General features: G+C 65.0%; 24 protein-coding genes and 1 tRNA gene. All 25 read left to right on the top strand.

Going from position 1 to position 26,470, the window contains the following annotated elements:
• Window positions 1–302 precede the first annotated feature (302 nt).
• The 25 genes from H5T73_08415 (at window position 303) to H5T73_08295 (ending at window position 26,418) form a co-directional block, all read left to right on the top strand.
• Window positions 303–1,412: a sensor histidine kinase gene (locus tag H5T73_08415; protein ID MBC7247789.1), complete on the top strand. Its 1,110-nt coding sequence runs from the start codon at window positions 303–305 to the stop codon at window positions 1,410–1,412.
• 471 nt (window positions 1,413–1,883) lie between these two features.
• Entirely contained in the window at window positions 1,884–2,144 is a 261-nt protein-coding gene (locus tag H5T73_08410) for a stage V sporulation protein S (GenBank protein MBC7247788.1), read from the top strand.
• A gap of 173 nt (window positions 2,145–2,317) precedes the next feature.
• Window positions 2,318–2,704 carry a hypothetical protein gene (locus tag H5T73_08405; GenBank protein MBC7247787.1) on the top strand — a complete coding sequence of 129 codons (387 nt, stop codon included), beginning with the start codon at window positions 2,318–2,320 and terminating at the stop codon, window positions 2,702–2,704.
• A gap of 48 nt (window positions 2,705–2,752) precedes the next feature.
• Window positions 2,753–3,505 (top strand): sugar phosphate isomerase/epimerase, encoded by a 753-nt coding sequence (locus H5T73_08400; protein ID MBC7247786.1) that lies wholly within the window; start codon window positions 2,753–2,755, stop codon window positions 3,503–3,505.
• Between the two features lie 165 nt (window positions 3,506–3,670).
• A complete protein-coding gene (gene miaB / locus H5T73_08395) occupies window positions 3,671–4,984 on the top strand; it encodes a tRNA (N6-isopentenyl adenosine(37)-C2)-methylthiotransferase MiaB (GenBank protein MBC7247785.1) in 1,314 nt (437 codons plus the stop codon).
• Window positions 4,985–5,073: 89 nt separating this feature from the next.
• On the top strand, window positions 5,074–5,910 hold the full coding sequence (locus tag H5T73_08390; GenBank protein MBC7247784.1) for a hypothetical protein: 837 nt from the start codon (window positions 5,074–5,076) through the stop codon (window positions 5,908–5,910).
• Window positions 5,911–5,922: 12 nt separating this feature from the next.
• The gene (gene amrA, locus H5T73_08385) at window positions 5,923–6,456 is read left to right on the top strand and encodes an AmmeMemoRadiSam system protein A (GenBank protein MBC7247783.1); all 534 of its coding nucleotides are present in this window, start codon (window positions 5,923–5,925) and stop codon (window positions 6,454–6,456) included.
• 163 nt (window positions 6,457–6,619) lie between these two features.
• Window positions 6,620–7,600 carry a tRNA (adenosine(37)-N6)-dimethylallyltransferase MiaA gene (miaA, locus tag H5T73_08380; GenBank protein ID MBC7247782.1) on the top strand — a complete coding sequence of 327 codons (981 nt, stop codon included), beginning with the start codon at window positions 6,620–6,622 and terminating at the stop codon, window positions 7,598–7,600.
• A gap of 20 nt (window positions 7,601–7,620) precedes the next feature.
• On the top strand, window positions 7,621–8,487 hold the full coding sequence (locus H5T73_08375; GenBank protein ID MBC7247781.1) for a diaminopimelate epimerase: 867 nt from the start codon (window positions 7,621–7,623) through the stop codon (window positions 8,485–8,487).
• A gap of 101 nt (window positions 8,488–8,588) precedes the next feature.
• Window positions 8,589–9,806 (top strand): LL-diaminopimelate aminotransferase, encoded by a 1,218-nt coding sequence (locus tag H5T73_08370; protein MBC7247780.1) that lies wholly within the window; start codon window positions 8,589–8,591, stop codon window positions 9,804–9,806.
• A 23-nt stretch (window positions 9,807–9,829) separates the two neighbouring features.
• Window positions 9,830–11,113 carry a GTPase HflX gene (gene hflX / locus H5T73_08365; GenBank protein MBC7247779.1) on the top strand — a complete coding sequence of 428 codons (1,284 nt, stop codon included), beginning with the start codon at window positions 9,830–9,832 and terminating at the stop codon, window positions 11,111–11,113.
• Window positions 11,114–11,259: 146 nt separating this feature from the next.
• Window positions 11,260–13,428 carry a diguanylate cyclase gene (locus tag H5T73_08360; protein ID MBC7247778.1) on the top strand — a complete coding sequence of 723 codons (2,169 nt, stop codon included), beginning with the start codon at window positions 11,260–11,262 and terminating at the stop codon, window positions 13,426–13,428.
• Window positions 13,429–13,553: 125 nt separating this feature from the next.
• Window positions 13,554–13,631, top strand: a tRNA-Pro gene (locus H5T73_08355).
• A gap of 123 nt (window positions 13,632–13,754) precedes the next feature.
• Window positions 13,755–14,339 (top strand): CDP-diacylglycerol--glycerol-3-phosphate 3-phosphatidyltransferase, encoded by a 585-nt coding sequence (pgsA, locus tag H5T73_08350; protein ID MBC7247777.1) that lies wholly within the window; start codon window positions 13,755–13,757, stop codon window positions 14,337–14,339.
• 157 nt (window positions 14,340–14,496) lie between these two features.
• Entirely contained in the window at window positions 14,497–15,183 is a 687-nt protein-coding gene (locus tag H5T73_08345) for an MBL fold metallo-hydrolase (GenBank protein ID MBC7247776.1), read from the top strand.
• 153 nt (window positions 15,184–15,336) lie between these two features.
• Window positions 15,337–17,832, top strand: a complete 2,496-nt coding sequence (locus tag H5T73_08340) for an NTP transferase domain-containing protein (protein ID MBC7247775.1) — start codon at window positions 15,337–15,339, stop codon at window positions 17,830–17,832.
• 253 nt (window positions 17,833–18,085) lie between these two features.
• Window positions 18,086–18,619 carry a cysteine hydrolase gene (locus tag H5T73_08335; protein ID MBC7247774.1) on the top strand — a complete coding sequence of 178 codons (534 nt, stop codon included), beginning with the start codon at window positions 18,086–18,088 and terminating at the stop codon, window positions 18,617–18,619.
• Between the two features lie 14 nt (window positions 18,620–18,633).
• The gene (locus tag H5T73_08330; protein ID MBC7247773.1) at window positions 18,634–19,806 is read left to right on the top strand and encodes a nicotinate phosphoribosyltransferase; all 1,173 of its coding nucleotides are present in this window, start codon (window positions 18,634–18,636) and stop codon (window positions 19,804–19,806) included.
• Window positions 19,807–19,870: 64 nt separating this feature from the next.
• Window positions 19,871–20,773, top strand: coding sequence for a lipoate--protein ligase family protein (locus H5T73_08325; GenBank protein MBC7247772.1), 903 nt, complete (start codon window positions 19,871–19,873; stop codon window positions 20,771–20,773).
• Window positions 20,770–21,078 (top strand): hypothetical protein, encoded by a 309-nt coding sequence (locus tag H5T73_08320; protein ID MBC7247771.1) that lies wholly within the window; start codon window positions 20,770–20,772, stop codon window positions 21,076–21,078. Before H5T73_08325 ends, H5T73_08320 begins: the two co-directional genes overlap by 4 nt.
• A gap of 142 nt (window positions 21,079–21,220) precedes the next feature.
• Window positions 21,221–21,697: an FHA domain-containing protein gene (locus H5T73_08315; GenBank protein MBC7247770.1), complete on the top strand. Its 477-nt coding sequence runs from the start codon at window positions 21,221–21,223 to the stop codon at window positions 21,695–21,697.
• Window positions 21,698–21,738: 41 nt separating this feature from the next.
• Window positions 21,739–22,470, top strand: a complete 732-nt coding sequence (locus tag H5T73_08310; protein ID MBC7247769.1) for a MerR family transcriptional regulator — start codon at window positions 21,739–21,741, stop codon at window positions 22,468–22,470.
• Window positions 22,471–22,562: 92 nt separating this feature from the next.
• Window positions 22,563–23,057 carry a hypothetical protein gene (locus tag H5T73_08305; protein ID MBC7247768.1) on the top strand — a complete coding sequence of 165 codons (495 nt, stop codon included), beginning with the start codon at window positions 22,563–22,565 and terminating at the stop codon, window positions 23,055–23,057.
• 52 nt (window positions 23,058–23,109) lie between these two features.
• Window positions 23,110–24,915: a magnesium transporter gene (gene mgtE / locus H5T73_08300; GenBank protein MBC7247767.1), complete on the top strand. Its 1,806-nt coding sequence runs from the start codon at window positions 23,110–23,112 to the stop codon at window positions 24,913–24,915.
• A gap of 72 nt (window positions 24,916–24,987) precedes the next feature.
• On the top strand, window positions 24,988–26,418 hold the full coding sequence (locus H5T73_08295; protein MBC7247766.1) for a D-alanyl-D-alanine carboxypeptidase: 1,431 nt from the start codon (window positions 24,988–24,990) through the stop codon (window positions 26,416–26,418).
• The last annotated feature ends 52 nt before the right edge of the window (window positions 26,419–26,470 follow it).

Genomic DNA, 26,470 nt, shown 5'->3' with positions numbered 1-26,470 from the left:
ACGGGGCGACACGCCGTCTCGTGATCGCGGCAGCGCTCCACAGGCGCCGCGCGACAGGAGAAACGACGCCCGCCGGAGCTCCGTCGTCATGGACACGTGCCGCCCCGGGGCGGCCCCCCGTTATCATGCGAACACGCCTGCACGTGAAATCTGCCGCGGCGGGTCTTATACTTGTCGGGGAAGAGGGGGCAAAAGGGCTCGCGAAAGGCGCCGTGACTTACTTCCGGGTTCAGGTGCGTCCCCGGCGTGCCGAGATGAAGATTAGGACGTGCGCCGGTCTCCTCGTGGAAGGACGAGAGCGTATGGCCGCGAAGGAAAACAGCGAAGACCTGCTGGCGTTCGTGAAGGAGATCGCGAACGCGGAAACCGTCTCCGTCGAGGAGGATCTCGGTCACGGCTACGTAAGGTTGCGGGTCACGGAGGCGGAGAGGCGCCAGGCCCTGCAGGACATCCGTTGCGTGGAGGACGTGGTCAAGGAGCTGGTGCGCAACGCGAGGGACGCCGGCGCCGATCGCATCTACGTTTCCTTCCAGAAGGAAAAGGGGCGCTGGCGTCACCTGCACGTGCTGGACAACGGGAAGGGAATACCCCCCGAGCTGCACCGCAAGATCTTCGAGGCCCGCGTGACCTCCAAGGTCGCAGACGTGGTGGAGGACCATTTCGGGGTGCACGGCAGGGGGATGGCGCTTTTTTCCATCAGGCAGGTGGTGGAGGAGATCCGCCTCGTGGACTCCGCGTTGGGCAGGGGGACCATAATACACGCGCGCATAGACACGCACCGCGTACCAGAGAAAAAGGATCAGTCTACCTTCCCGCGCCTTGAGACCGACGAGGACGGCAGGCTCGCGGTCGCCGGAGGACCCCGCAACGTGCCGCGCATCCTCGCCGAGTTCGCCCTGGACGCGGGCGGCACGGAGATATATTTCGGCTCCAACTCCGAGATCCTCTCCACCCTCTACCACCATTCCACGGAGATGCGCAAGCACTGGGCCATGGGCGTGGAGGGAACAGATCGCCCCCTCTGGTTCGAGCTCGGCGGCATCAAGGACGGGAAGAGCCTCCACCGCTTCGCCACGCAGAACCTGGCGCTGGCGGTATCGGAACGCAACGCGTTCCGCGTGCTGGAATACGAGATCCCGCCCCTCATGAGCGTGAACGAGCTGCTCGGAGGCAGCAGGGGAGAGAGGTGCGTGCGCCGCGCGGACCTGCAACGCAAGCCGAAGCCCTCGTGGGGGGATCATCTCGCACGGCGCCTTTCACCCCAGGACATCAGCTTTTTCGCCGACAGGCTGCGAGATGCTTTCGCCGCCATCGGTGAGCGCAGCTGGCTGACGGCGGAGGACCCGGTCATACGGAGGCGTAAGGACCGTCTCGTCATAACCCTCAAGCTGCACGAGAAAGAGGAGGAATGACATGGCGGCGACGCGGCGGCAGTTTCGGAAACCGCGGGCTTCGCGATCTTTCCACGCATGAAAACGACGGTCAGGCGCGCCTTATGCCGAAGGAACTGGCCGGTCGCCGCGCGAGGGCGGACACGTGAGAAAGCACGGGAGAAAGGGATGCCGGGCGGGCATGAGACCAAGCGGGGGCACGTGTGGGCGAAGCTGTATCGTCTCAACAGGCGCTTTCCGGATTGAAAAGGGCGTGGGGACACGAGGGTTGCCTTTCCCTGCGCCGGGTGATATTTTTTTTCACTAACCGGGCATTATTGTATTCGGAACTGCCCGGAAAGCGGCGATGTTCGCGGGGGGTTTCGCGGCGCGGCCATATTTATCGAGAAGGCAAAGCATTTTAAAATCGTATATGGATACAGGCCCGTTGAGGGCCGGATACCTTGGGGATCGGTTTCGCCGCAGAGAGGAAGCAAGGGGAGGAGTAAAGAAATGGAAGTGCTTAAGGTTTCCTCGAAATCAAATCCCAACTCCGTGGCAGGGGCATTGGCGGGAGTGCTACGCGAATCAGGGAGCGCTGAGATCCAGGTGATAGGGGCGGGTGCCCTCAACCAGGCCATCAAGGCCATCGCCATCGCCAGGGGATTCGTGGCCCCCAGCGGCATAGACCTCGTCTGCATACCCGCATTCACGGACATCATCATCGACGGCGAGGAGCGGACAGCCATACGGCTTTCCGTGGAATCACGCTGAACCCCGCATCAGCGCGGCAGCGGAGAAAGCATGCCATACCTGCTCCCGTCATCCGGAAGCGGTGATGAGGCGAGCGCGTTTTACCCCGCGGAGGCATGCATATAAAATGGGGACGGGATCTCATTACGGCATGCCGGTGCCAGTTAGGCTGGCCCGCCGGAAAGGGAGGGACCATGCAGGTCTTGAAGGTGATACTGGCTCTTCTCGCCATCGTCCTCTTTCCCGTCCTGACCTTTCAACTCGTCCGCCTTGCTCTCAAGGCGGGCAGGGCCCTGGATCACCTCAACCGCACCCTGGATGACGCGCGCCCGCAGCTGCTCGTCTTTCTCGCCAACCTCAACCACGCCCTGGATGAGGCCAACCACGAGTTGGACGACGTGGTACGCATGACCGGCGAGGTGGAGGAAATGCTGCGGTCCGCCGAGGAAGGCCTGCGCGCCGTCGAGAAGGCACTGCGTTCTCCCTGGGCACGCCTGGGAGGCACGCTGGCGGCTTTCGCCACCACCAGCTTCCTGTTGCGGGGGGTGCTCCGCCGCCTCCCGGGCGGGAGAGACGGCTGAGGAGGTGGCAAGATCGACTTCATATTCTCCACCGCGTCCCTCTTCAACATGGAACTCGACGACGTCATGCGCATGGCGCGGGACGCCGGCTTCCAGGCCATAGAGCTCATGGTGACCAAGCGGGAGGAAACCCAGTCCGCGGAGCGGGTCCGGGTCCTGTGCGAACGTTACGGCCTCAAGGTGGACAGCATACACGCCCCCTTCCTCATGGCTGCGAAAAGGGTCTGGGGTGGCTACCTGGGAAAGATAGAACGCTCGGTGGAGATGGCGGAGCGACTGGGGGCCGGGGTGGTGGTGGTTCACCTTCCCTACTTCTGGCAGTGGGACTACGCACGCTGGGCGCTCCGCCACCTAACGCGCTGCGGCGAAAGGAACGGCGTGATGCTCGCGGTGGAGAACGCCATGCTCCTGAAGCTGCGCCGGACCTGGAACCTGAGCCTCTTCAACTCCCTGCACGACCTGGGGCGTTTCCAGAACCTGGCATTCGACACCAGCCACTTCGCGGTGGCTGGGGTGGACATCTTCCATGCCTGGAACGAACTGCGGTCCCGCGTGCGCCACGTACACCTTTCCAATAATTACCTGAAGGGTTTCGACGATCACGCCCTTCCCTTCGAGGGGCGCCTGCCGCTCGCCCGCTTCATCTCCCTCCTCTCCCGCGATGGCTTCGCCGGTAAGGTGGCACTCGAGCTCGGCCCCGGTCCGCTGGAGGCGCGCCTGGGAGAGGAGCGCATCGTGCGCAACCTGAGGCGCAGCCTCGCCTTCTGCAGGGAAGCGGCCGCCGCCGGGCCACGGCACTGAGACGCCGCACTGGACGCGGGCCTGCCGAGGACGTCTTCCCGCGGCGCCCCCGGAATGCCCGTCGGTTACAATGATCGTATGGTCGTGCGTGGTAACGCCGCCGCCACGCAACGGCGCGGGCGCCGGGAGGCGGCGAGAAGGAAAGAGCGGGCAGGTAAAAACGGGATGGCGAGAAGATACGCGCTCCTGACCTTCGGATGCCAGATGAACATCCACGACGGGGAGCGCATAAGCGGGGCGCTGGAGGCCGCGGGCTGGAGGGAAGCCTCGCTCGAGGACGCCGACGCGGTCATACTCCTCACGTGCTGCGTGCGCGCCAGCGCCGAGAGACGCCTCATGGGACGCCTCGCCTCCTTGAAGCCGTTGAAGGAGGGGAGAGGGGTGACCATAGCGGTGGGGGGCTGCCTCGCACAGAAGGAGGGTGTGCGCCTCCTGCAGAGGGCCCCCCACGTGGACCTGGTCTTCGGCACCCACCAGTATCCCAACATAGCCGCGCTGCTCGAGGAGGCGGCGACGGGGGCCACCTGCGCCCTCGACATGGACGGCCTGCGCCTGCACGACGTCCCCGTGAAAAGGAGAGAGGGCTTCCGCGCATGGATCACCATATCCCACGGCTGCGACAACTTCTGCAGCTACTGCGTGGTGCCTTACGTGCGCGGCCGGGAGGTGAGCAGGCCAGCGGACGAGATACTCGCGGAGGCCGAAAGGCATGTAAGCGAAGGGGTGCGAGAGATCGTGCTCCTCGGCCAGAACGTCGATTCCTACCGCCTGCGCGAGGAGGGGAGGAGCCGCTTCGCCGACCTCCTGCGGCGGTTGGGCTCCACGTTTCCCGACGTGTGGATCCGCTTCCTCACCTCCCACCCGAGGGATTTCGACCGCGACGCGATCCGGGCCATCGCGGAGACCCCCAACGTATGCGAGTACGTGCACCTCCCCATGCAGTCGGGGTCCGACCGCATCCTCGCGGCCATGAACCGCGGGTACGACAGCGAAACCTACCTGTCAAGGGTGAAGGCCCTGCGCGACTCCGTGGAGGGCGTGGTCCTCTCCACGGATATCATCGTCGGTTTTCCCGGCGAGAGGGAGGAGGACTTCCTCCACACCATGGAGATGGTGGAGCTGTGCCGCTTCGACGCCTCATTCACCTTCCTCTACAACCCGCGGCCGGGGACGGCGGCGGCGCACCTTCCCGACGACGTCTCCCCGGCGGAAAAAGGCGCGAGGATGGAGAGGCTCCTTTCCCTCACCCGTCGGCTCACGGCGGAGAGCCTGCGCGCCAGGGTGGGCAAGGAGGAGGTGGTGCTCGTGGAGGGGCCGAGCGCCAGGGACCCCGGGCGCTGGCGGGCGCGTACGCGTGGCAACCAGCTCGTGCACTTCCCGCGCGGGAAGGAGGACCTCACCGGGAGGTTCGCCCGCGTGCGCATCACCGCCTCCGGCAGCTGGTGCCTGCAGGGCAGCCTGCGGGAGGTGCTGGGTTAGAAGTTTCCGCCGCGCGGCATCGGGGTATCCTAATTACTTGAAGGCAGCCGGTGATGAACGACGGATCAAGAGGCCCGCATGGGGGTGAGATGATGAGCGCGGCAGGCGGCTTCCTGGGTGGTTGTATCGTTCCCCACCCTCCCTTGCTGGTCCCCGCCATCGGGGGAAAGGACCTTGACACGGTGCGCGCCACCCAGGATGCGATGCGCGAGCTGGGAAGCGAACTGGCGGGGCTGCGCCCAGAGGTGCTGGTCATGATCTCCCCGCACACCCCCATCTTCCGCGATGCCTTCACCGTGAAGACGGCGTCGACCCTCGAGGGAAGCTTCGCCTCCTTCGGTTGCCCGCAGGTGCGCATCGCCAAGAAGAACGACGTCGAGCTCTCCGCGGCGCTGGTGGAAGCCGCGGGGGAGAGGAGGTTCCCGCTGCTTCCTGTGGATGCGGCTTCAGGCCGCTGGTTCGAGCGCGGAGAGGATCTCGACCACGGGCTCCTGGTGCCCCTCTACTACCTCGACCAGTACCTGGAAACCCCCGTAGTGTCCCTCTCCATCGCGGCGCTGAGCTACGACAGCCACTTCCACCTGGGCTCCCTGGCGTCGGAAGTATGCCGCCGACTGGGACGGCGCGCCTTCTTCGTCGCCAGCGGGGACCTTTCACATCGTCTCATCAGGGGCGCCCCCGCGGGTTATGACCCGCGCGGACGGGATTTCGACGCACGCATAGTGGAGATCGCAAAAAGCGGTGATTTTCCCGCCTTGAAAGAGTTGGAAGAGGACCTGGTGGAAGCGGCGGGCGAATGCGGGCTGCGCTCCATATACGCCCTGTGGGGAGCCCTGCATGACGGCGCCCTGCGCAACCGTGTGCTTTCTTACGAGGGTCCCTTCGGGGTGGGCTACATGGTCTCCCTGCATCTTGTCGCCGATTGAGGGGGTGTGCTAATGCCGGGAAGCACCGCGAAAGGAAGTCCCCACGTGCAGCTGGCAAGGGCTGCCATCGAGGCATGGGTGAAAGAGAGAAGGATACTCGATGCGGCGGAGGCGGAGGACCTGAGCAGGGCGCTCCCGGGAAGGGCGGGCGCTTTCGTGAGCCTCAAGAAGAGGGGGGTGCTGAGGGGATGCATCGGTACCTTCCAGCCCACGCGTGAAACCCTGGCCGAGGAGATCATCTCCAACGCCATAAGCGCCGCCACGCGTGACCCCCGTTTTCCTCCGGTCGGCCCCGAGGAGATCGACGAGCTGGAGATCAGCGTGGACGTCCTCAGCGACCCGGAAGCGGTCGACGACATAGCGCAACTCGACCCCCGCCGTTACGGGGTCATCGTGCAGCGGGGGAGCCGCATAGGCCTTCTCCTTCCCGACCTGGAGGGCGTGGACACGGTGGAGGAGCAACTGGATATCGCCCGGCGCAAGGCGGGCATAGGGCAGCACGAGCCCATCCAGATCTACCGCTTCACGGTTGACCGGTATCACTGACGGAACACGGCCGGGGGCCCGACCCCCGACCCACCCCGCAAGCGTGACCACGGGAGGCCGGTCCCCCTTCCGGCATGAGGCGACGTGCTATGCTCTTGGCAGAGAGCACCGCGGATCCGGAAGAGAGGGATGGCGATGGAACACGGCAGAGGAGCGCGGTACCGTGGCGCGCCCGCTGAGCGACATTAAGGTGGCGGCGCTCCTGGGTCCCACGGCGGTGGGTAAGAGCGCCATCGCCGTGCAGCTGGCCCTGGACATGGGGGCGGAGATCGTCTCCGTCGATTCCATGCAGGTCTACCGCGGCATGGATATCGGCACCGCCAAGCCGCCGCCGGAAGTGCGTTCCGCCGTCCCCCATCACATGATCGACCTGGTGGAACCCGACGTGGAATTCTCGGTCTCGCGCTTCCAGGAGGAGGCGCGGCGGGCGGTGGAGGAGATAGCCGCGCGGGGTAATCTCCCCCTCCTGGTCGGCGGCACCGGCCTGTATTTCGAGGCGGTTGTCTTCGACCTCCGTTTCCCTCCCGGCGGCCGCGACGACGAGATCAGGCGGGAGGTCGAGAGGTGGGCGGAAGAGGACCCCGAGGGGCTCAGGGAAAGGCTGCGCGAGATCGACCCCGCTTTCGCGGCGCGGGATGACTTCACGAACATGAGACGCGTGATCAGGGCCATGGAGGTGTACCGCCGCACCGGGCGGCCCATGTCCGCCTTTCAGGCGCGCAGGGGCTCGCAGCCGCCCTATTTCCGCTACGCGGGGGTGGCGATCGACGCCCCCCGACAGGCCCTCTACCGAGCCATCGAGAGGCGCGTCGACGCCATGATGGAGGCCGGATTGCTGGAGGAGGTGCGCGCCCTGGCGGCCGCAGGAGGGCTTTCCCGCACGGCCCGCCAGGCGCTGGGCTACAAGGAGATCATGGATCACCTTGACAGGGGCATACCTCTCGACGAGACTATCTCTGAAATTAAGCGGCGCTCCCGGCGCTACGCCAAGAGGCAACTGACCTGGCTCAGACGGGTCCCGGGCCTGTGCTGGTTCACGCTGGAGGAAGCGGACCTCCACGCGAGGCCACCGCAGGCGTGGAGGAGCATAAGGGAGTTGCTGGAACGGGAGATGGCGAAGGCCGTGCGGGATGAGATAGAGTAGAGATGAGACAGATGCATGCCATGAGGTTCTACAAGTATCACGGTACGGGCAACGACTTCATCATCCTCGCCGCGCGGGACGGGGACGCGCTCCCCCTGGAGCCGCAGGACATGGAGGAGCTGTGCAGGCGCCACACCGGCGTGGGGGCCGACGGCATCATCTTCGCCTGCCCTCCCCTGGGCGGAGGCGACGCCCGCATGCGCATCTTCAACGCCGACGGCTCGGAGGCGGAGATGTGCGGGAACGGTATCCGCTGCCTTGCCAAGTACCTCTACGAGAAGGAGGGGACGCGCGGAGAGGCCCTGCTGATCGAAACCCTTGCGGGGTGCAAGGAAACCCGGCTCACGGTAAGCGGGGGCGAGGTGGTGCAGGTCGAGGTGGACATGGGGCTCCCGGAGCTGCGGTCGCCGGACATCCCCTCGCCCGACGAGTCCTCCCGGCAGGGCACGCGAACCCTGGAGCTGCCCGGGGGGGAGGAGGTGACCGCTTTCTGCCTTTCCATGGGCAATCCCCATTGCGTGCTGTTCGTCCCCGACGTGGAGACGGCCCCGGTGGCGCAATGGGGGCCGGCCCTGGAACACCACCCCCTCTTTCCCCGCCGCACCAACGTGGAATTCGTGCAGGTGACCGGGCCCGGCAGCCTGGCCGTCAGGGTGTGGGAGAGGGGGGTGGGGGAAACCCTCGCCTGCGGCACGGGAGCATGCGCGGCCTTCGTCGCTGCTCTCCACCTGGGAAAGGGAAGCCGCTCCATGCGCGTTTCTCTCAGGGGAGGGGAGCTGACCGTAGGGGCGGACGAGGCGGGCCACGTCCGCCTCGCCGGCCCGGCCGTGGAGGTTTTCGCGGGGGAACTGAGCCCCTCGTGGCGGGGCGGCCCGCCTGACGGCTGAGGCGTCCCCCGCCACGCCGAACGGCCTGCCAGGCAGGGAAACGGCGCTTGCCTCAGGGAACCAGAGACCGCGAAGGAACGACCGCGAAAGAAGGGGGACGTATGCACGACGAGGATGAAAAGGCCGGCCTTACGACGCCGGAGGGACACGGGGGGCCGAGGATCTCCAGGCGCCTGAGCGACCTTCCGCCCTACCCGTTCGCGGAGATCGACCGCCGGGTGGAGGAGAAGGAGCTCCAGGGGGTTGACGTCATCAATTTCGGTATCGGAGACCCCGACCTGCCCACGCCCCCTCACATCGTCGAGCGGCTGTGCGAGGAATGCCGCCGCCCCGAGAACCACCGTTATCCGTCATATCGCGGCATGGACCGTTTTCGGGAGGCCGCCGCCGGCTGGTTCCAGGAACGCTTCGGCGTGTCTCTCGACCCGGCAAGGGAGGTGCTGGCGCTCATCGGCTCCAAGGAAGGGATCGCCCATCTTCCGCTGGCCTTTCTCGATGCGGGCGATACGGCGCTGGTCCCCGATCCCGGCTATCCCGTCTACCGCAACGCCACCATCCTCTGCGGCGGACGGCCGGTTTCCCTGCCCCTGCGCGAGGACAGGGGATACCTGCCCGACCTGGGAGCGCTGGAATCCTCCCTGCTGGACAGGGCACGGCTGCTCTTCGTCAATTACCCCAACAACCCAACGGCTGCGGTGGCCGACGCCGCCTTCTTCGAGGAGCTCGTGTACTACGCCAGAAAGCACGACCTGATAGTTGCCCACGACAACGCCTACTGCGAGATCACCTACGACGGCTACCGTTCACCCTCCCTGCTGGAGGTGAAAGGCGCCAAGGACGTCTCGCTCGAGTTCCACTCCCTCTCAAAGACCTACAACATGACCGGCTGGAGGGTCGGCTTCGCCGTGGGGGGCGAGAAGGTGATCTCCGCCCTGGGCCAGGTAAAGACCAACGTGGACTCGGGGGTATTCAACGCCGTGCAGCTGGCCGCGGTCGCCGCCCTTGAGGGGCCGCAGGACTGCGTGCGCGAAAACTGCGAGGTCTACCGCCGCCGCCGGGACATCCTGGTCGACTCCCTGCGCTCCCTCGGCTGGGAAGTGACCCCTCCGGCGGCCACCCTCTACCTGTGGATGCGGGTCCCCCAGGGCTACGATGCGGCGTCGTTCACGGGCGAACTGCTGGAAAGGGCAGAGGTGGTGGTGGTCCCGGGCACCGCCTACGGCGCCCGCGGCGAAGGCTACGTCCGTTTTTCGCTCACCCTTCCCGACGAGCGCCTGCAGGAGGGCGCGGAGCGGATCAGGCGGGCCTTTTCCCGGTGAAGGCTTGAGGATCACGCTCGAAAATGCGGAAAAAGAACGACGGGACAAGATTGAAAGGGGAGGCGGATCGCGAGCGGGCCGTCCTGGTCAGCGTGCTCTGGGGCGGCGGCGAGAAAGAGGCGGAGGAAAGCCTGCAGGAGCTCGCTTCCCTCAGCGAGACGGCGGGAGCCGAGGTATGCGCCAGCTTCCTGCAGGTGCGTTCCCGTCCCGATGCGGCGACGCTCCTGGGCAGGGGAAAGGTCGAGGAACTCGGGAGGCTGGTCTCCTCCGTGGGGGCGGACATGGTCATCTTCGACCAGGACCTGACGCCCTCCCAGCAGCGAAACCTCGAGAGGGAGACGGGGGTCAAGGTCATCGACCGCACGGCCCTCATCCTCGACATCTTCGCACAGCATGCCCACTCCAAGGAGGGCAAGGCGCAGGTAGAGATGGCACAGCTCCGTTACCAACTCAGCCGCCTTGCCGGCCGTGGTGCGGAGCTGAGCCGCCTGGGAGGCGGGATAGGCACCCGCGGACCCGGTGAGACGAAGCTGGAGGTGGACAGGCGGAGGATCAACGCGCGCATCAGGGCCCTCGACCGCGAACTCAGGGAACTCACGCGCATACGCAGGGTAAAGAGGAAAAGGAGGCAACGCCTGAGCGTGCCAACCTTTTCCCTGGTAGGATATACCAACGCCGGCAAGTCCTCCCTCCTGAACGTCCTGACCGATGCGGAGGTCGCGGTGGAGGACCAGCTCTTCTCCACGCTGGATCCCACCACGCGCCGCCTGGTGCTTCCCGGCAACCGCAGGGCCGTGGTAACGGACACCGTCGGTTTCATCGACCACCTCCCTCACCAGCTGGTGGAGGCCTTCAAGTCCACCCTGGAGGAGGTACGGGAGGCCGACTTCCTCCTGCACGTCATCGACGCTTCCTCGCAGAACATCGAGCGCAGGGTGCGGGCGGTGAACGAGGTCCTCGAGGAATTGCGCGCGGAAGGCATACCCGTCATCTATATCCTCAACAAGGTCGATCTACTGGGGGAAGAGGAGAGGACTGCGCTGCGAAAGGCGTTCCCGGCGGGGATTTTCACCTCCACCGTGACCGGGGAAGGCCTGCAGGCGCTGCGGGAGAGGATGTCCGCTCTCCTGGCCGCCTCGCGCCCCCTCAGGCTGCGGCTTCCCGCCGAGAAGGGCGACCTGCTCTCGCTGCTTTACAGGCGCGGCCGGGTCATCGACATGCGCGTGGAAGACGGCACCATCTTTCTCGTCGCCGAAGTCCCCCCGGAACTCGTACACCGTTTCCTCCCCTTCGCCGGCGAAGATTGAAGGGCGCGAGGCCCCGTCCACGGTCGGGGAAGTGCGCGCTTACACGAAGGTCGCCGCGACCCCGTCTCATGCTCCGGGGCTCGTCGCCGCGTCTCCTTTTCCGGATACCGTCATGTCGTTCTCATATGTTTACATATGATAATGTATTGATATCGGACCGTGACGTGCGCGATACAGGGGGCATGATGATACAGGAGAGAGACGCGCCGGGGGAGGTCAAGCCCGTGGAGGGGACGGAGCTCTACTCCCGCGGCCGCGAGCTGGCATTGCGCACCGCGCTCGCCCTGTCCTTCCTGGCCCTCGTGCACGTACACTATATCAACGCGGACCTGGGCGGGAAGATCAGCTTCCTCCCCCTCTACGTGCTCTTCGCCTGCTACCTCACCTTTGCCCTCGCCGCCTACGCTTTTCTCGTAAGGGTGGGGGGCGGCCACCGCCTGCGACGCTTTTCCGCCCTCGTGGACATCGCAGCCCTCTGCGTGGCCGTCCGTTACAGCGGCGGCGTTCAGGGCTATACTTTCCTTTTTCTGGGAATCGCCCCCTTCATCGGCGGTTTATACGGGGGGTACAGGGGGGCGCTGCTCGCCGCCTTGACGGCCTCGCTGGGGTACGGCCTGGTCGTCGTCTTCGACGGCGACATCCCCCCCGGGTACGACCTGTCACGCGCACTGGCGCTGCGTTACGGTTACCTCGCGGGTATGGCGCTTATCTTCGCCTACGTCCTTGACATCGTACTCGAGGACCGAAGGAGATTGCGCGTCTTCAACGACATAAGCCAGAGCTCGAGCAGGAGCCCCGCCTTTCACCACGTGCTCAACGAGATAACCCAGCGGGTCGCCAACATCATGCAGGCGGAGATCGCGGTCGTCTTCACCTACGACGAGCACAACGACTGCCTGGTGGCGCAACAGCCCGCTCCCGGCATAGATTACCAGGTGGCCGCGCAGCTGAAGATACCGCTGGGCGGGAGCACGATGATGAGCACCGTCCTGCACGGCCACAAGCCGATTCTGCTCTCGCGCCGCGTCTGCAGGGAGATCGACACCTCTTTCCTGCTCCCGGGCGGCTGCATCCTCGACCTTATCGCCTGCCCCCTGGAGGCACGCGGCAAGAGCATCGGCGTGCTCGTCCTGGCGAACAAGCTTTCCCGCAGGGGCTTCGCGCGCCGCGACCTCGAGCTGGCGGGCCTCCTGGCCCCCCAAATCTCCGTTTTTCTGGACAACGCCCTCCTCTTCCGACGCAGCGAGGAGAAGGTGGCCCAGCTCACCAGCATCATCCGGGTGGTGGACGCCATCAACACCACTTCCAGCCTCGACCAGCTCTACAATCTGGCCCTGGACGTGATCCGGGGGCTCTTTGCTGCCGACAAGGCCCTCATCAACCTACTCGATCCGCAGACGGGGATGATGGAGGCCGCGCGCAGCTTCGGATTCAGCAAGCAATACGTCGAGAAGCACCTGAGCCACCCCTTCGAGCGCATCCAGGGGTGTTTTGTCCTGGAACACGACGAGATCTTCATCAGCGGGAATATCGCCGTAGACAGGCGCTGTCCCAACATGGTCGTGGGAAGCGACGTGCGGTCCGTGCTGTGCGTTCCCATCCGTTCGGGACAGACGGTCTTCGGCATCCTGCACATGTCCAGCCGCTACGAGGACGCCTTCGACGACGAGGATATCGCGCTGGCCAAGGCCATCGGCGAGCAGATCGGCATGGCGGTGGAACGGGCGAAACTCTTCGAGGAGATCAACCAGCTGGCCATCACCGACGACCTGACCGGGCTTTACAACAGCAGGCATCTCAAGCGCGTCCTGGGAGAGGAGTCCAAGCGCTCCATCCGTTACGGGAGATCGTTCTCCTTCATCATGCTGGACATCGATTTCTTCAAGATCTACAACGACCGGCACGGACACCTTAGGGGTGACGAGGTGCTGCGGACGCTCGCGAGCCTGCTTCTGCAGAACACCCGCGACGTCGACATGGTCTTCCGCTACGGGGGCGAGGAGTTCTCGATCATCATCCCCGAGGTCTCCAAGCAGGAGGCCTTCACCATGGCCGAGCGTATAAGGCGCGTGGTCCAGGACCACGTCTTCCCCTTCGAGGAGGAACAACCCGGCGGGAACCTGACGGTCAGCATGGGCATAGCGGGTTTCCCGGAGGACGCCGAGGATAGCGAGCAGCTGATCGACAACGCCGACCGGGCTCTCTACCGCGCGAAGCTCAGCGGGCGCAACCGCGTCTGCGTTTACGACCCACGCATCGACACCCGCGCTTTCCATGCCCACATGCCGGAGACCGCCGGGGGTTTCACCTCGTGATCGCACCTGCGCGTGATGTTGTATCGTTTCGATAGGCGCTCTCCCGGTTGAAAGAGTTGGTAGACCGGCGCGTCCACGCGTTGCCTTTTCGCGCCCGCGCCATTTAGAATAGGTCCTGGAGAACACGGGATGTGGCGCAGCTTGGTCAGCGCGCTTGACTGGGGGTCAAGAGGTCGCCGGTTCAAATCCGGCCATCCCGACCACGAGGAAGGGGGCGGCCTCCATCCGCCCCCTAAACGTAAGGGAAGCGGAACGCCGTTGCCGCCTCCTTGCCGCGAGAGGAGGAAGTCCCGGTCGTCGGCCTCGCGGGGAAAGAGGGGTGCGTGATGATCAGGAAGAACCTCGCCAACATCTTCACCTGTCTGCGCATCGCGCTGATACCGGTAGTTGTCTGGCTCATCTTCGCCGCCTCCGCGAACGACGTGGACGCGGCCCACGCCTGGGCCCTCGCCGTCTTCCTCTTCGCAGCCTTCACCGACTTCATAGACGGCCAGATCGCGAGGCGCACCAACACCATCTCGGAGTTCGGGAAGGTGGTGGACCCCCTCGCGGACAGGCTGCTGGTGATCTCGGTGCTGGTGGCCCTGATGTGGAGGCATTTCATTCCGCTCTGGATAGGCCTGGTGATCGTGGCCCGCGACGCGCTGATGATCGTGGGGGCCCCGATAGTGGGCATAAGGGACAGGGAGGTGAGAGAAAAGCTCGCGGTGCACTGGACCGGTAAGCTTGCCACCGCCCTCCTCTTCGTGTCCATATGCATCTTCATCCTCTGGAACGTCGCAGACCGCGTCAACCCGGTCGGTCTGGTGATCTTCTGCGTCGGCATCCTTTTTTCCTACCTGAGCGGTTTTATCTACATACGCAGGGGTATAAAGTTGTTAGGGAAGCACCGGGGGGGAGCCGCGGCCTGAGCGGCCCACGACGGTACGCGCCGGCGCGGCGGCGACCGCCAGCCGGCTGCGGGCGCCGGTCCCCGCGCACGGTACCGGGAAAGGGATCGACATGCCGTGTCCCGCGATTGGCGTGCGGTGATCTACCCCGGCTTGTCCGTAACATTTAGGAGGTGAGATGATGTCTTCCCGTTTCACGCAGGAAAAGGACCTGTCTCGGGCGGTTCGCGTCACCTGGCTGGGACATGCCATGTTCCTCCTGGAAGACGGTGCCGGGCACCGCGTGGTGACCGACCCCTACGGCGAAGGCGTCGGCTACACGCTCCCCCAGGTGGAAGCCGGCATCGTGCTGGTAAGCCACGACCATTTCGACCATGCCCACGTGGCGGGGGTGAAAGGAAACCCGCAGGTGGTTAGCGATCCCGCGCCGCGTAGCCTGGACGGGGTGGAGATCGAGGGATTCGCCACCTACCACGACGAGAGCGGCGGGAAGGAGCGCGGTCCCAACATCGTCTTCCGCTTCCGCCTGCAGGGCATGACCTTCGTGCACCTGGGAGACCTCGGCCACATGCTCCCGGAGGAACAGCAGGAGGAGCTGCGCGGTGCGGACGTGCTCTTCGTGCCGGTAGGGGGCACCTTCACCGTCGACGACGCGGGAGCGGCCGAACTGGTCACGGCACTGGCGCCGCGCATCGCCATTCCCATGCATTTCCGCAACGACGCCTGCTCGTTCCCGATCCTGACCGAGGAACCCTTCCTGGCTCGCTTCCGGAACGTCGAGAGGGCCGGCAAGAGCCCCGTTTATCTCTCCGCGGACGATCTGCCGGAGCCGACCCTCGTGCTGGTCCTCGATTACCTGTCCTGAGAGGGTGCGGAGATTCCCTCCGTCACGGGGAGGCGCATGGACCCCGGAAAAGCGGGTCGCCTCGCGGGCTACCGTGCGGGCCGCTGCAGGCGGGCTGGACAGGAAACGTGATCGGCGTACGGAGACGATGAGAGGAACGGAGGTCGCTGCAGCATGAAGGCGGTCATCATGGCCGGGGGGCAGGGCACCAGGTTGCGGCCGCTGACCAGCAACCAGCCCAAGCCGATGCTCCCTGTGGTGAATCGTCCCATGATGGAACACATCCTCAATCTCCTCGTCGCCTGCGGCTTCAAGGAGATGGTGGTCACCCTGCAGTTCCTTCCCACCCTTATCAGTAACTATTTCGGCGACGGCAGGGATTGGGGAGCGGACATAGAATACAGCACGGAATCGGCGCCGCTGGGCACGGCGGGAAGCGTGAAGAACTGCGCGCAGTTCCTTGACGACACCTTTCTGGTCATCAGCGGTGACGCCCTCACGGACATCGAACTCGGCGCCGTGGTGGAGTTCCACCGCAGCAAGGGCGCCGTCGCCACCATCACCCTGGTGCGTGCCGCGAACCCGCTCGAGTTCGGCATCGTGGTCACCGACGCGGAGGGACGCATAGAGAGGTTCCTCGAGAAACCCAACTGGGGCCAGGTGTTCAGCGATACCATAAACACCGGGATCTACGTCCTCGAGCCGGACGTGCTCGATTTCGTGCCCGCGGACCAGGCCTTCGACTTCTCGAAGGACCTCTTCCCCCTGCTGCTGGAAAAGGGTTATCCCGTCTTCGGGTACATCGCCGATGGCTACTGGTGCGACATAGGCAACTTCGAGCAGTACATCATGGCACATCGCGATATCCTCGATGGGAAGGTGAAGATCGACCCCCCCGGCTTCCGCATGTCCGAGAACATATGGGTGGGAGAGGGCGTGGATATCGACGCCAATGTGGAGCTGAGGGGTCCCGCGGTGCTGGGAGACCACTGCAAGGTGGAGAGGGGATGCAAGGTAAGGGAATACACCGTCCTGGGCAACAACGTGATCGTCAAGGGTGATTCCTTCGTGCACCGCGCCATAGTCTACGATAATTCCTTCATCGGCAACGGCTGCCACCTCAGGGGCTGCGTGGTGGGGAAGAACTGCGACCTCAAGGCCAACGTGCGCCTGGAGGAGGGCGTGGTCATAGGGGACGAGTGCCTGATAGGTGAGAGCGTCATGGTCAACCACGACGTAAAGATCTACCCCTTCAAGACGGTGGAGACGGGTGCCACGGTGAACACGAGCATCGTGTGGGAGTCCAAGGGGATGCGCACCCTCTTCGGAAAGCGGGCGGTATCCGGCATTGTGAACGTGGACATAACGCCGGAGCTGGCTCTGCGCGTGGCCATGGCCTACGGATCGACACTGCCACTGGGTTCCACCGTGGTGACCTCGCGCGATCCGTCACGCGCGGCCAGGACCATCAAGCGGGCGGTCATCAGCGGCCTTAACGCCTCGGGGATCGACGTTTCCGACCTGGAGGTCTCGCCGGCGCCGGTGAACCGCTACGCCATCCGGGCGGAGAGGGCGGTGGGAGGCGTGGACGTCCGCATCTCGGCCTTCGACCCGCAATCCATAGAGATCCGTTTCTTCGACGAGCAGGGGATAGACATCGCGGAGGGCAAGCAGAGGGAGATCGAGAAGGTCTTCAACCAGTCGAGCTTCCGCAGGGCCTTCATCGACGAGATCGGCGCCATCGTCTTTCCCCCGCGCGTTCTGGAAATGTATTCCAACTCGCTGCTGGCGGGCCTCGACCTCGAGCGCCTGCGGGCCCGGAAGTTCCGCATCGTCGTCGACTACGCCTTCTCCAGCGCCAGCCTGATCCTGCCCGGCATACTCGGCAAGATGGGCTGCGACGTCCTGAACCTCAACAACTTCACGGACGAGAAGCGCGTCACCCTCTCCCAGGAGGAGCTCAACTCCTCCCTGCGCAACCTCTCCCAGCTCGTCATGTCCTCGGAAGCCGAGATCGGCATGCTCCTGGACAACGCCGCGGAGCGAATCTACCTTCTGGACGAGAAGGGTAGGCAGGTCCACCCCGGCCTGGCGCTGCCCCTCTTCGTCAAGATCCTGGGGGAGGCGGGCAAGCGCGGCGTCATAGCGGTCCCCGTAAGCGTCACCTCGCTGGTCGAAAAGGTGGCGGCACGCTTCGGCATCAGGGTGGTGCGCACCAAGGTAAGCCGCAGCGCTTTGATGAAGGCCTCGCTGGAGGAAGGGGTGATCTTCGCCGGATCGGGGAGCGGCGCGTACATATTCCCCTCCTTCCTGCCCACCTACGACGCCATGGCCGGCGCCGCCATGCTCCTCGACAATCTCTGCAAAACGGAAAAGACGCTCTCGCGCCACGTCGAGGAACTGCCCCCCATTCACGTCCTCTCCGCGGAGCTTCCCGCGTCCTGGGAGCAGAAAGGCACCATCATGCGACGCCTGGTGGAGGAGACGGAGCAGGAGAGGCTGGAACTGGTGGACGGGGTGAAGATACGCCTTGACGACAACGCCTGGGTGCTGGTGTTGCCCGACCCGGACGAACCCACGCTGCACATCATCAGCGAGGCGGACGAAGACACGCGGGCGGCGCGCATCATCGCGGAAACCAGCAAGAGGATCGCCGGCTTCGTGTCCTGACGCTCTCCGCGCCGTGCGCCCTGCGGCGTCCTTGCCTAACACCTCCGCCGAGACTAAACTTCATCAATAAGGGAGAACGGCGAGCCCCAGGGGCCCGCCTGGAAGATGTTGGGCCCTTATCGCCGGGGCGGAAAACGCGGGCGGCTAGGTGGCCGACCCGCGCGTCCGCGGCGGCCCGGCAGCAAGTGCAGGGCCGCGATCCGGCGCAGGCAAGGCCGGCGGCAGGCTTTCTCGGGAAAGGTGGTGATACCACGTGGGCGTGGAATTCCATCCGCAGGGTGCGCTGCTCATCATCGACATGCTCAACGATTTCATAGACGACGGCGGGGCGCTGGTGGTCCCCGGCGCCCGGCGCATCGTGCCCCGCGTGAGGCAGTTGCTCGAAGCCGCGCGGGAGCGGGGCACGGCGGTCGTCTTCGTCACCGATCACCACAGCGAGGACGACCAGGAGTTCCGCTACTGGCCCGCCCATGCCGTCGCCGGCACCTGGGGAGCGGAGGTGATACCAGAACTTGCCCCCCTGCCCGGTGAGCACGTCGTGCGCAAGCGCAGGTACAGCGCCTTCTTCGGCACGGACCTGGACCTCTACCTGCGCGAGCACGGCATCTGCAAGCTCTACCTCGCGGGCGTCCTCACCAACATCTGCGTCTACGCCACCGCCCTGGATGCGGCCATGCGCCTGTACCAGGTCGCCGTTTTCCGCGACGCCGTGGCCTCGCTCAGCGAGGAGACGGACGCCTTCATCTTCCGCCAGCTCGCGGAAGTCCTCCAGGCCGAGCTGATATGAGAAAGGAGACGGGGATGACCTTCCACACCGCTTCCCCCGAGGAGATAATGCAGGGCAAGGTCACCGACATCTACTTCGTCAACGTGGTGAAGACCCTGCGCAGCCTGCACATGAATCCCCGTGTCGCCATGGAGGTGCGCGCGAGCGGCCTGCCGGACGGGTGGAAGTGGGCGATCTTCGCGGGCCTGGAGGAGGCCCTGCAGCTCTTCCTCGGCCGCGATGTCGACCTCTTCGCCATGCCCGAGGGGACCCTCTTCCACGCCGAGGACACCGTCCTCATCCTGGAGGGACCTTACCTGGAATTCGCCGTCCTGGAAACGGCGCTGCTCGGTTTCCTCTGCCAGGCCTCGGGGGTGGCCACCAAGGCCGCGCGCTGCCGCGTGGCGGCCGGTGACCGCATGGTGTTGAGTTTCGGGGCGCGGCGCATGCACCCCTCCATAACCCCAATGATCGAGCGCAACGCCTTCATCGGTGGCTGTGACGGCGTCTCCGTCGTGGCCAGCGCGGAGCTCATAGGGGAAAAGCCCCTGGGCACCATGTCCCACTCCCTCATGCTCTGCGTGGGCGAGGAGGAGCGGGCCTTCCTGGCCTTCGACGCGGCCGCGGATCCCTATATCCGTAGGGTGGCCCTCGTGGACACCTTCCAGGACGAGAAGTTCGGGGCCCTCACGGCCGCAAGGGTGCTGGGGGACAAACTCTTCGCCGTGCGCCTGGATACCCCCGCCTCGCGGCGCGGCGACTTCCTCGAGATAATGCGCGAGGTGCGGTGGGAGCTCGACATGCGCGGTTTCGAGAAGGTGAAGATCTTCCTGAGCGGCGGCCTGGACGAATACGACATCCTGCGCTACAACCCCTACGCGGACGCCTATGGGGTGGGGACCTCCATATCCAACGCGCCGGTGGTCGACTTTTCCCTGGACATCGTGGAGGTGGAAGGCGAACCCAGGGCCAAGCGCGGCAAGATGTCGGGCAAGAAGCAGACCTGGCATTGCCCCTCCTGCGGACGACACGAGATCCTGCCCTGGGGAAGAGAGGCGCCCCGCTGTCCCTGCGGGGGAGAGAGGGTACCCCTTCTAAAGGAATACATCTCCGCGGGCAGGGCGGTACGGGACCTTCCTTCCCCGCGGGAGATCAGGGGATACGTACAGGGGCAGATCGAGGGCCTCGCCATCGAGCCGCTTTCCTGACGGGAAAGAACCCCGCCTTTCGTGACCTTCTCTCACGGCAGGCACGGGCGTACGGGAGAAAGAGATGACGCGCGCATGGAGACTGCTCCCCACCCTGAGCATGGAGGGGGCGGCCCACATGGCACTGGACCAGGCCCTGCTCGAGTCGGCCTGCGAGGAAGGCTTTCCGCCCACCCTGCGCTTCATGCGTTGGGAGCCGCCGGCCCTTTCCCTGGGGCGTTTCCAGGACCTGGAAGAGATCGACCTGGAGGCCTGTCGCTCACGGGGGATCGAGGTGGTGAGGAGGCCTACGGGCGGACGCGGCATACTGCACCTGGACGATTTCACCTACAGCATCGTGCTCCCTGCCACCATGGGGCTTTCCGGTAACGTGGCGGAGGCCTACGCCTTCATCTGCCGCGGCATCGTCGCGGCACTTTATCTGTTGGGTATCGAGGCTGCCGTGCACCAGGGAAGCGGCGACCGTTACGCCGAGGCGGGCGGGGCGTGCTTCACCGCATCCACCCAGGCGGACCTCAAGCACGCGGGGCGCAAGATATGCGGCAGCGCGCAGCTGTGGCGGGGCAGGGCGGTACTGCAGCACGGCTCATTGCTCATCGAGGACCGCTCCACCACGCTCTTCGCTCTCCTGAGGTTCGTGGACGAGGAGGAAAGGAGAGCCTCCCTGGCCGCCTATCGCGCGGGCTGCGTAACCCTCAGGGAAGCGGGTTGGGAGGGGAGCTGGGAGGACGTCGCCTCCTCTTTCCGCCGCGGCTTCGAGGAGAGCTTCCGGGTCTCGCTGCGGGAGGGAGGGGTGACTTCCCGGGAAGGGAGGCGGTGGCGTGAGCTCCTCGCGGCATACCGCTCACGCGCATGGCTGGAGAACCGCCGCCGGCAACGCCTTCCCGGCGAAAGACCTCGTCATGGCCATGGAAAATCTGTTAAAATGAAGCGCGACGATCACGCGCAAGAGGAGGAAGGCGAATGAAAAAGGGGGAAGGCAAGGGCAAAGCGGTTCCTCCCCACGAGATCTACATCGATTACAGCAGCAAGAGCGACGAGGAACTGCGGAAGATCCTCGAGGAACTGCTCAAGGAAGAGAGCAAGATCTCCTACCAGAGGCGTATCCTGCATGGCAAGATCGACCTCCTCCGGGCCGAGCTGGTGCGGAGGAAAAAGAGCAGCCTGCACGAGGGGAAGCCGCTGGTGAGCGACGAGGAGATAAGGAAGCTCAGCGAGATACTCGCGGGAGAGGCGCTGGGAGTGCATCACAACGACCCCACCGTGGATTGATCCACTTAACCCTAACCATAAAGCTTTTCTTTAAAAAATCCTCGAAGCATATTATTATAGGGGCGGGACCGAAGGCCTCGCTCCTGTCGTCCCGCAAGGGGTCCCGAGAATAATAGGCCGTACGGCGTGACGGAGGGTCGACGTGTATTGCGGGCAGTGCGGACATGACAATCCGGAGGACGGCGTCTTCTGCTCCCGTTGCGGCGCGCGCCTGCGGGAGGCATCATGCTCCGACGACAAGACGGTGGGCCTGCCGGTCCTGGAAAGCGAGGAGGAAGAGGACGAACTGGAGGTAGCCGCCCCACGCCAGCCGCTGAAGAAGGGCAGCGCGTTGCTCATCATCAAGAAGGGCCCGGACGTCGGGATGAGCTTTACCATAGACCGCGATCGCGTGAGCATCGGAAGGCACCCGGAGAGCGATATCTTCCTCGACGACATAACCGTGTCCCGGCGACACGCGGAGATAACGCGCAAGGGAGAAAGCTTCCTGCTCACCGATACCGGCTCCCTCAACGGCACCTATCTCAACAGGGAGCGCATCGAGAGCGCCCCCCTGCTCAGCGGCGACGAGATACAGGTAGGCAAGTACAGGCTCCTCTTCTACGCGGGCACCGATTGAGAGGCGGGAAGCGATAAGGGACGACGACCAGCGAGGGCGAAATGGACGGGATCAAGGAAAAGATGAGCATCGGAGACCTGCTCAAGTCCTTGAAGGACGAGTTTCCGGAGCTGACCATCTCCAAGATAAGGTTCCTCGAGAGCGAGGGCCTGCTCAGCCCGGAGAGGACTCCTTCCGGCTACCGCAAGTTCACGCCGTCCGACGCCCAGCGCCTTCGTTTCATACTAAGGTTGCAAAAGGAGAAGTACCTCCCCCTCAAGGTCATCAGGGAGAAGATAAACGAGCTGGAGAGCGGCAAGATGCGTGCCGGCGACCTGGTTTCCGGGGGCATGGAATCGCTGGAGATGGGGGAGGAGCTGGCGACATACCAGGAAACCACGATACTGCGGGAGAACCTGCCGCAGGCGCTGGACATAGACATCTCCTTCGCGCAGACACTCGAGGAATACGGCCTTATCTGCGCACACCAGGGCGACGACGGGCCGTACTACGAGAAGGAGGACCTCAAGATCCTCCGTATCGCCAGGGAGTTCTCGCGCTACGGGCTGGAGCCGCGCCATATGCGCATGTACGAGAACCTGACCGGGCGCGAGGTGGTGGCGTTCGAACAGATAGTCCTGCCGGCGCTCAAGTCCAAGGACCCCGAGGCCAGGCGGCGTGCCCTGGACAACCTGTTGCAGCTGGTCAACCTCTCACGGGAGCTCAAGGACCTCCTGTTGAAGAACAGGGTGAAACAGTACTTCCAGCAGTTCAACCAACCCGTGCCTTTCTGAAAGTCGCCGCGCGGGCAAAGGGCTCGTGACCAGGTGCCGGCGATGACTTTCGCGGCGTTGACGGCGTTTTCTTCGCGTTCCGGGAGGTCGTCTTGGGTACGGGCGGTGACGAAGGCGGCACGCGCTTTCTCGCCGACCGCATGCTCGGCCGGCTGGCCCGTTACCTGCGCATCCTGGGGTATGATGTCGCCTATCCGGCCCCATGCTCGGACGCATGGCTCATAGCGCAGGCGAGGCGCGAGGGACGGGTTCTTCTGACCAGGGACATGGGAATCGCCGCGCGTGCCGCCTCCTTTCCTGGACATCCCGCTATCGTCGCGCTGCGTTCCCAATCCGTCCTCGCACAGGTGGAGCAGCTGGTCGTCGAGGGCTGGCTGGACCTCGCCCGCGAGCCGCGCTGCCCCGCGTGCAACGGGTCCCTGGGGACGGTAAGCCCCGGGGAAGCGCGCCACCTGGTTCCGCCCTACACCTTCGCCACCCAGCTCGACTTTCTCCACTGCGCCTACTGCAACCTGGTGCTCTGGGAGGGGAGCCACCGGGACCTCTTCCGACGCCGCATGGGAGGTATCCTGGCACGGCCGCGTTGACGCTGCTTCGGCCACGGAAATACAATTTATCCGTCGCGACGGGAGGGTTTCCATGTATTTCTTCAGCGAGCTGCAGGAAAAAAGGGTGCTGGACAGGTCCGGGAGACCGCTTGGAAGGGTCCAGGATATCGGGGTGACGACGGATGCGGGGCTGCCCCAGAGCGAGACGCTCGTCATCTCGCGCACACGCCGCGGGCGCAAGGAGACGGTGGCGGTGCCCTGGGAATGGGTGATCTCGCTGGACCGTTCCGGGATCACCCTCGACCGCAATCGTGAGGAGGTCTGGAAGAGCAGCCACCGTGAGAGCGGCCTTCTCCTGGGAAGGAACCTGCTCGACCGACAGATCGTGGACCTCCACGGCAACAAGGTGGTCCGCGTCAACGACCTCCGCCTGGCGGAGTTCGACACCCGGCTGCGGCTCACGGGGGTGGATGTCAGCCAGAGGGCCCTGCTACGCCGCCTGGGCCTGGACAGGCTGGTCGGGGCGCTGGGAGCCCTGGGCATAGACCTCCCGGAGCGGACCATCCCCTGGGACCTCGTGGCGCCCCTGGAGATGCGCCGTCCGGACCTCAGGCTGACCGTGAGCCAGACCCAGCTCGCCGACCTGCACCCCCCGGACCTTGCGGACATCATCGAGCAGCTCGATCCCGCCCAGCGCGGGCGGCTTCTCGACCTCCTCGATGCCTTCACCGCCGCGGAATCCCTGTCCGAGGTGGACCCGGATAAGCAGGCCGAGGTCATAGAGGGCCTGACGGAGACGAGGGCATCGAACCTCCTGGAGATCATGCCGCCCGACGAGGCCGCCGATATCCTCGCCAACCTCCCTCGCGACAAGGCGGAACGCCTCCTCAACATCATGGGCGTGAGGGAGGCGGAGGTCATCCGCGAACTCCTCGGGTACGGCGAGGACACCGCGGGAGGGAGGATGACCCCGGAATTCCTTGCCGTACCGGGCCGTTACACCGCTGCCCAGTGCATAGGCTACCTCCGGGAAAAGGCACCGAACGCGGAGACCCTCTATTACGTCTACGTGGTTGACGACGAGGGCAGGCTCAAGGGGGTGGTATCCCTGCGCGACCTTCTCACCTCACCTCCCGGGGAAAGGATAGAGGAGTTCATGAACCGCGACGTCGTATCCGTGAACGTCTCCGACGACCAGGAAGCGGTCGCCGAGATCATGGCGCGCTATAACTTCCTGGCCCTCCCCGTCGTGGACGACGAAAACCACCTCAAGGGCATCATCACCGTCGACGACATCATCGACGTCCTGCGCGAGGAGGCCGTTGAGGACCTGTCCCACCTGGGGGGTCTCGAGCTCTCCGAGGTGGGAGCCGCGCCCTCCCTGCGCAGCAGGCTTCCCTCCATCGCCGTCACCCTCATAGGCGGCTGCGCGGGCGCGCTGCTCATCATGGCCTTCGAGGGACGGGCCATCCCCCTTGTGACCCTGGCCTTCTTCCTCCCCCTGATACTGCGGGCCGCACAGGACATCGGCCTGATCTCGCAGGCGGTGGTGCTTGAAAGCATAGGGGGAAGGGAACTGGGCACGGGGGAGGTCCTCGCCATCGCCTGGAGGGAGATGCGGGTGGTTCTGCTCATCTCCGCGGGGCTGGCCCTCATCGGGGGCGTAGCGGCCTTTCTCTGGGAGGGCTACCTGCGGCTGGGGATGACCATCGGTTTCTCGCTGCTGCTCTCGATCTCTCTCGGCGGCGTGCTGGGGATGGTCTTTCCCCTCATCTCGCGCAAGGTGAGGGGGGAGCTGTACTATACCCAGGTCCGCTTCTCTTCCCTATTCATCGCCCTCTCCGCGCTGGTCATCTACTTCGGCATGGCCGCCGTGCTCCTGCGCGGCATCGCCTGAGACCGCCCTTGCATGACCCCTTCCGCGCATGCAGGCTGACCGTCGCAGCGATGTTCTGTTAAACTGCATGCCATGGGAGACCAGGAACGGAAAGAGGTGCCGGGCCGCGATGCGGCGACGTACAGGCGCGTACAGGCGAGGCCGCTGAGCAAGAGGGAACGCCGGCGTCGCGCCAGGAAGCGCCTGCGCGAGCTGCGCCGCCGCAAGCGCAACAGCCGTCGAGCCGCGGGGATGAACGCATTTCCCAGGACGCGCACCGTCGCGCTCGTGCTGCTCTTCGCCTTTCTCCTTGTCTCCTGCCTCCTCGCCTGGGCCGGCAGGGGAGGGGACACGGGCTTGCAGGTCCTGGAGATCCCCGCCTCGAACCTGGCGGACCTGCAGGGGCAGGTTGTGCAGCCCGGCGGGATCGGCGAACCTTGCATCACGGCTCGCGCGGCCTTCCTGCTGGACACCTCGACCGGGGAAGCGCTGTACGAGAAGAACGCGGACGAGGAGCTCCCCATGGCCTCGACCACCAAGATCATGACCGCCCTCGTCGTGCTCGAGAACGCCTCCCTCGAGGAGCAGGCGGTGATCAGCGAGAGGGCTTCCTCGACGGGCGAGTCCTCGGCCTGGCTGGAAAAAGGGGAGGTCCTCACGGTCGACCAGCTTCTGCACGCCCTCATGGTGCAATCGGCGAACGATTCCGCCATCGCCCTGGCGGAACACGTCGCCGGCTCCGTGGAATCCTTCGTGGAGATGATGAACCGGAGATGCCAAGAGCTGGGCGCGACGCACACCCATTTCGCGAACCCCCACGGTCTCGACGAGAACGGCCATTACACCACGGCACGGGACCTCGCGCTCATCGCCTCCCGGGCCATGCAGAACCCGGTGTTCCGCGAGCTGGTGGTGAGCGACGGTTACCAGATCCCGTGGCCGGGCCATCCTTACCCGAGGGTCATGGAAAACCACAACAAGTTCCTGAAGCTTTACCCTTACGCCAACGGCATAAAGACGGGTTATACCAACCGGGCCGGCAAGTGCCTGGTCGCCTCGGCCTCCCGTGACGGAAGGGAACTCATCTCCGTCATCCTCAACGGGGGAGAGAGCTACTGGGACCAGACCGTCACGCTCATGGACTACGGGTTCGACTGCTTCGCCCGCGTGGAGTACGCCTATGCCGGGCAGGTGCTGGCCCGGTTCCAAGTGGGAGATTTTCCCAGGAGAACGGTTGCCCTCACGGCGAACAGGAACCTGGCCTTTATCGTACGCCGCGATCACCTGCCGCGCTTCCTCGTCGCCGAACTGTCCTGTCCGCGCTGGCTTCCTTACCCGGTAGGGAGGGGACAGGAGATCGGGCAGCTGGTGGCGGGCGAGGGGGGTGCGGATGAAATAAGGGCGCCCCTGGTGAGCGAAACGGCCTGCCGCCCGCCCAATTTCCTCGCGCGCATCTTCGCTTTCCTGGGTTCCCTCCTCGCCATGTGGTGGCGGTGGATAAAATGGCTCATCCCGGGGCTGTGAGTATGAGGAAAACGTTTCGGATGGCGCCGGCCTTGGGGCCGCGGAGGACAAG

This window comes from Actinomycetota bacterium (assembly GCA_014360655.1).
Classification (GTDB): Bacteria; Actinomycetota; Geothermincolia; order Geothermincolales; family RBG-13-55-18; genus JACIXC01.
This window is presented reverse-complemented; position numbering and strand designations above follow the sequence as displayed.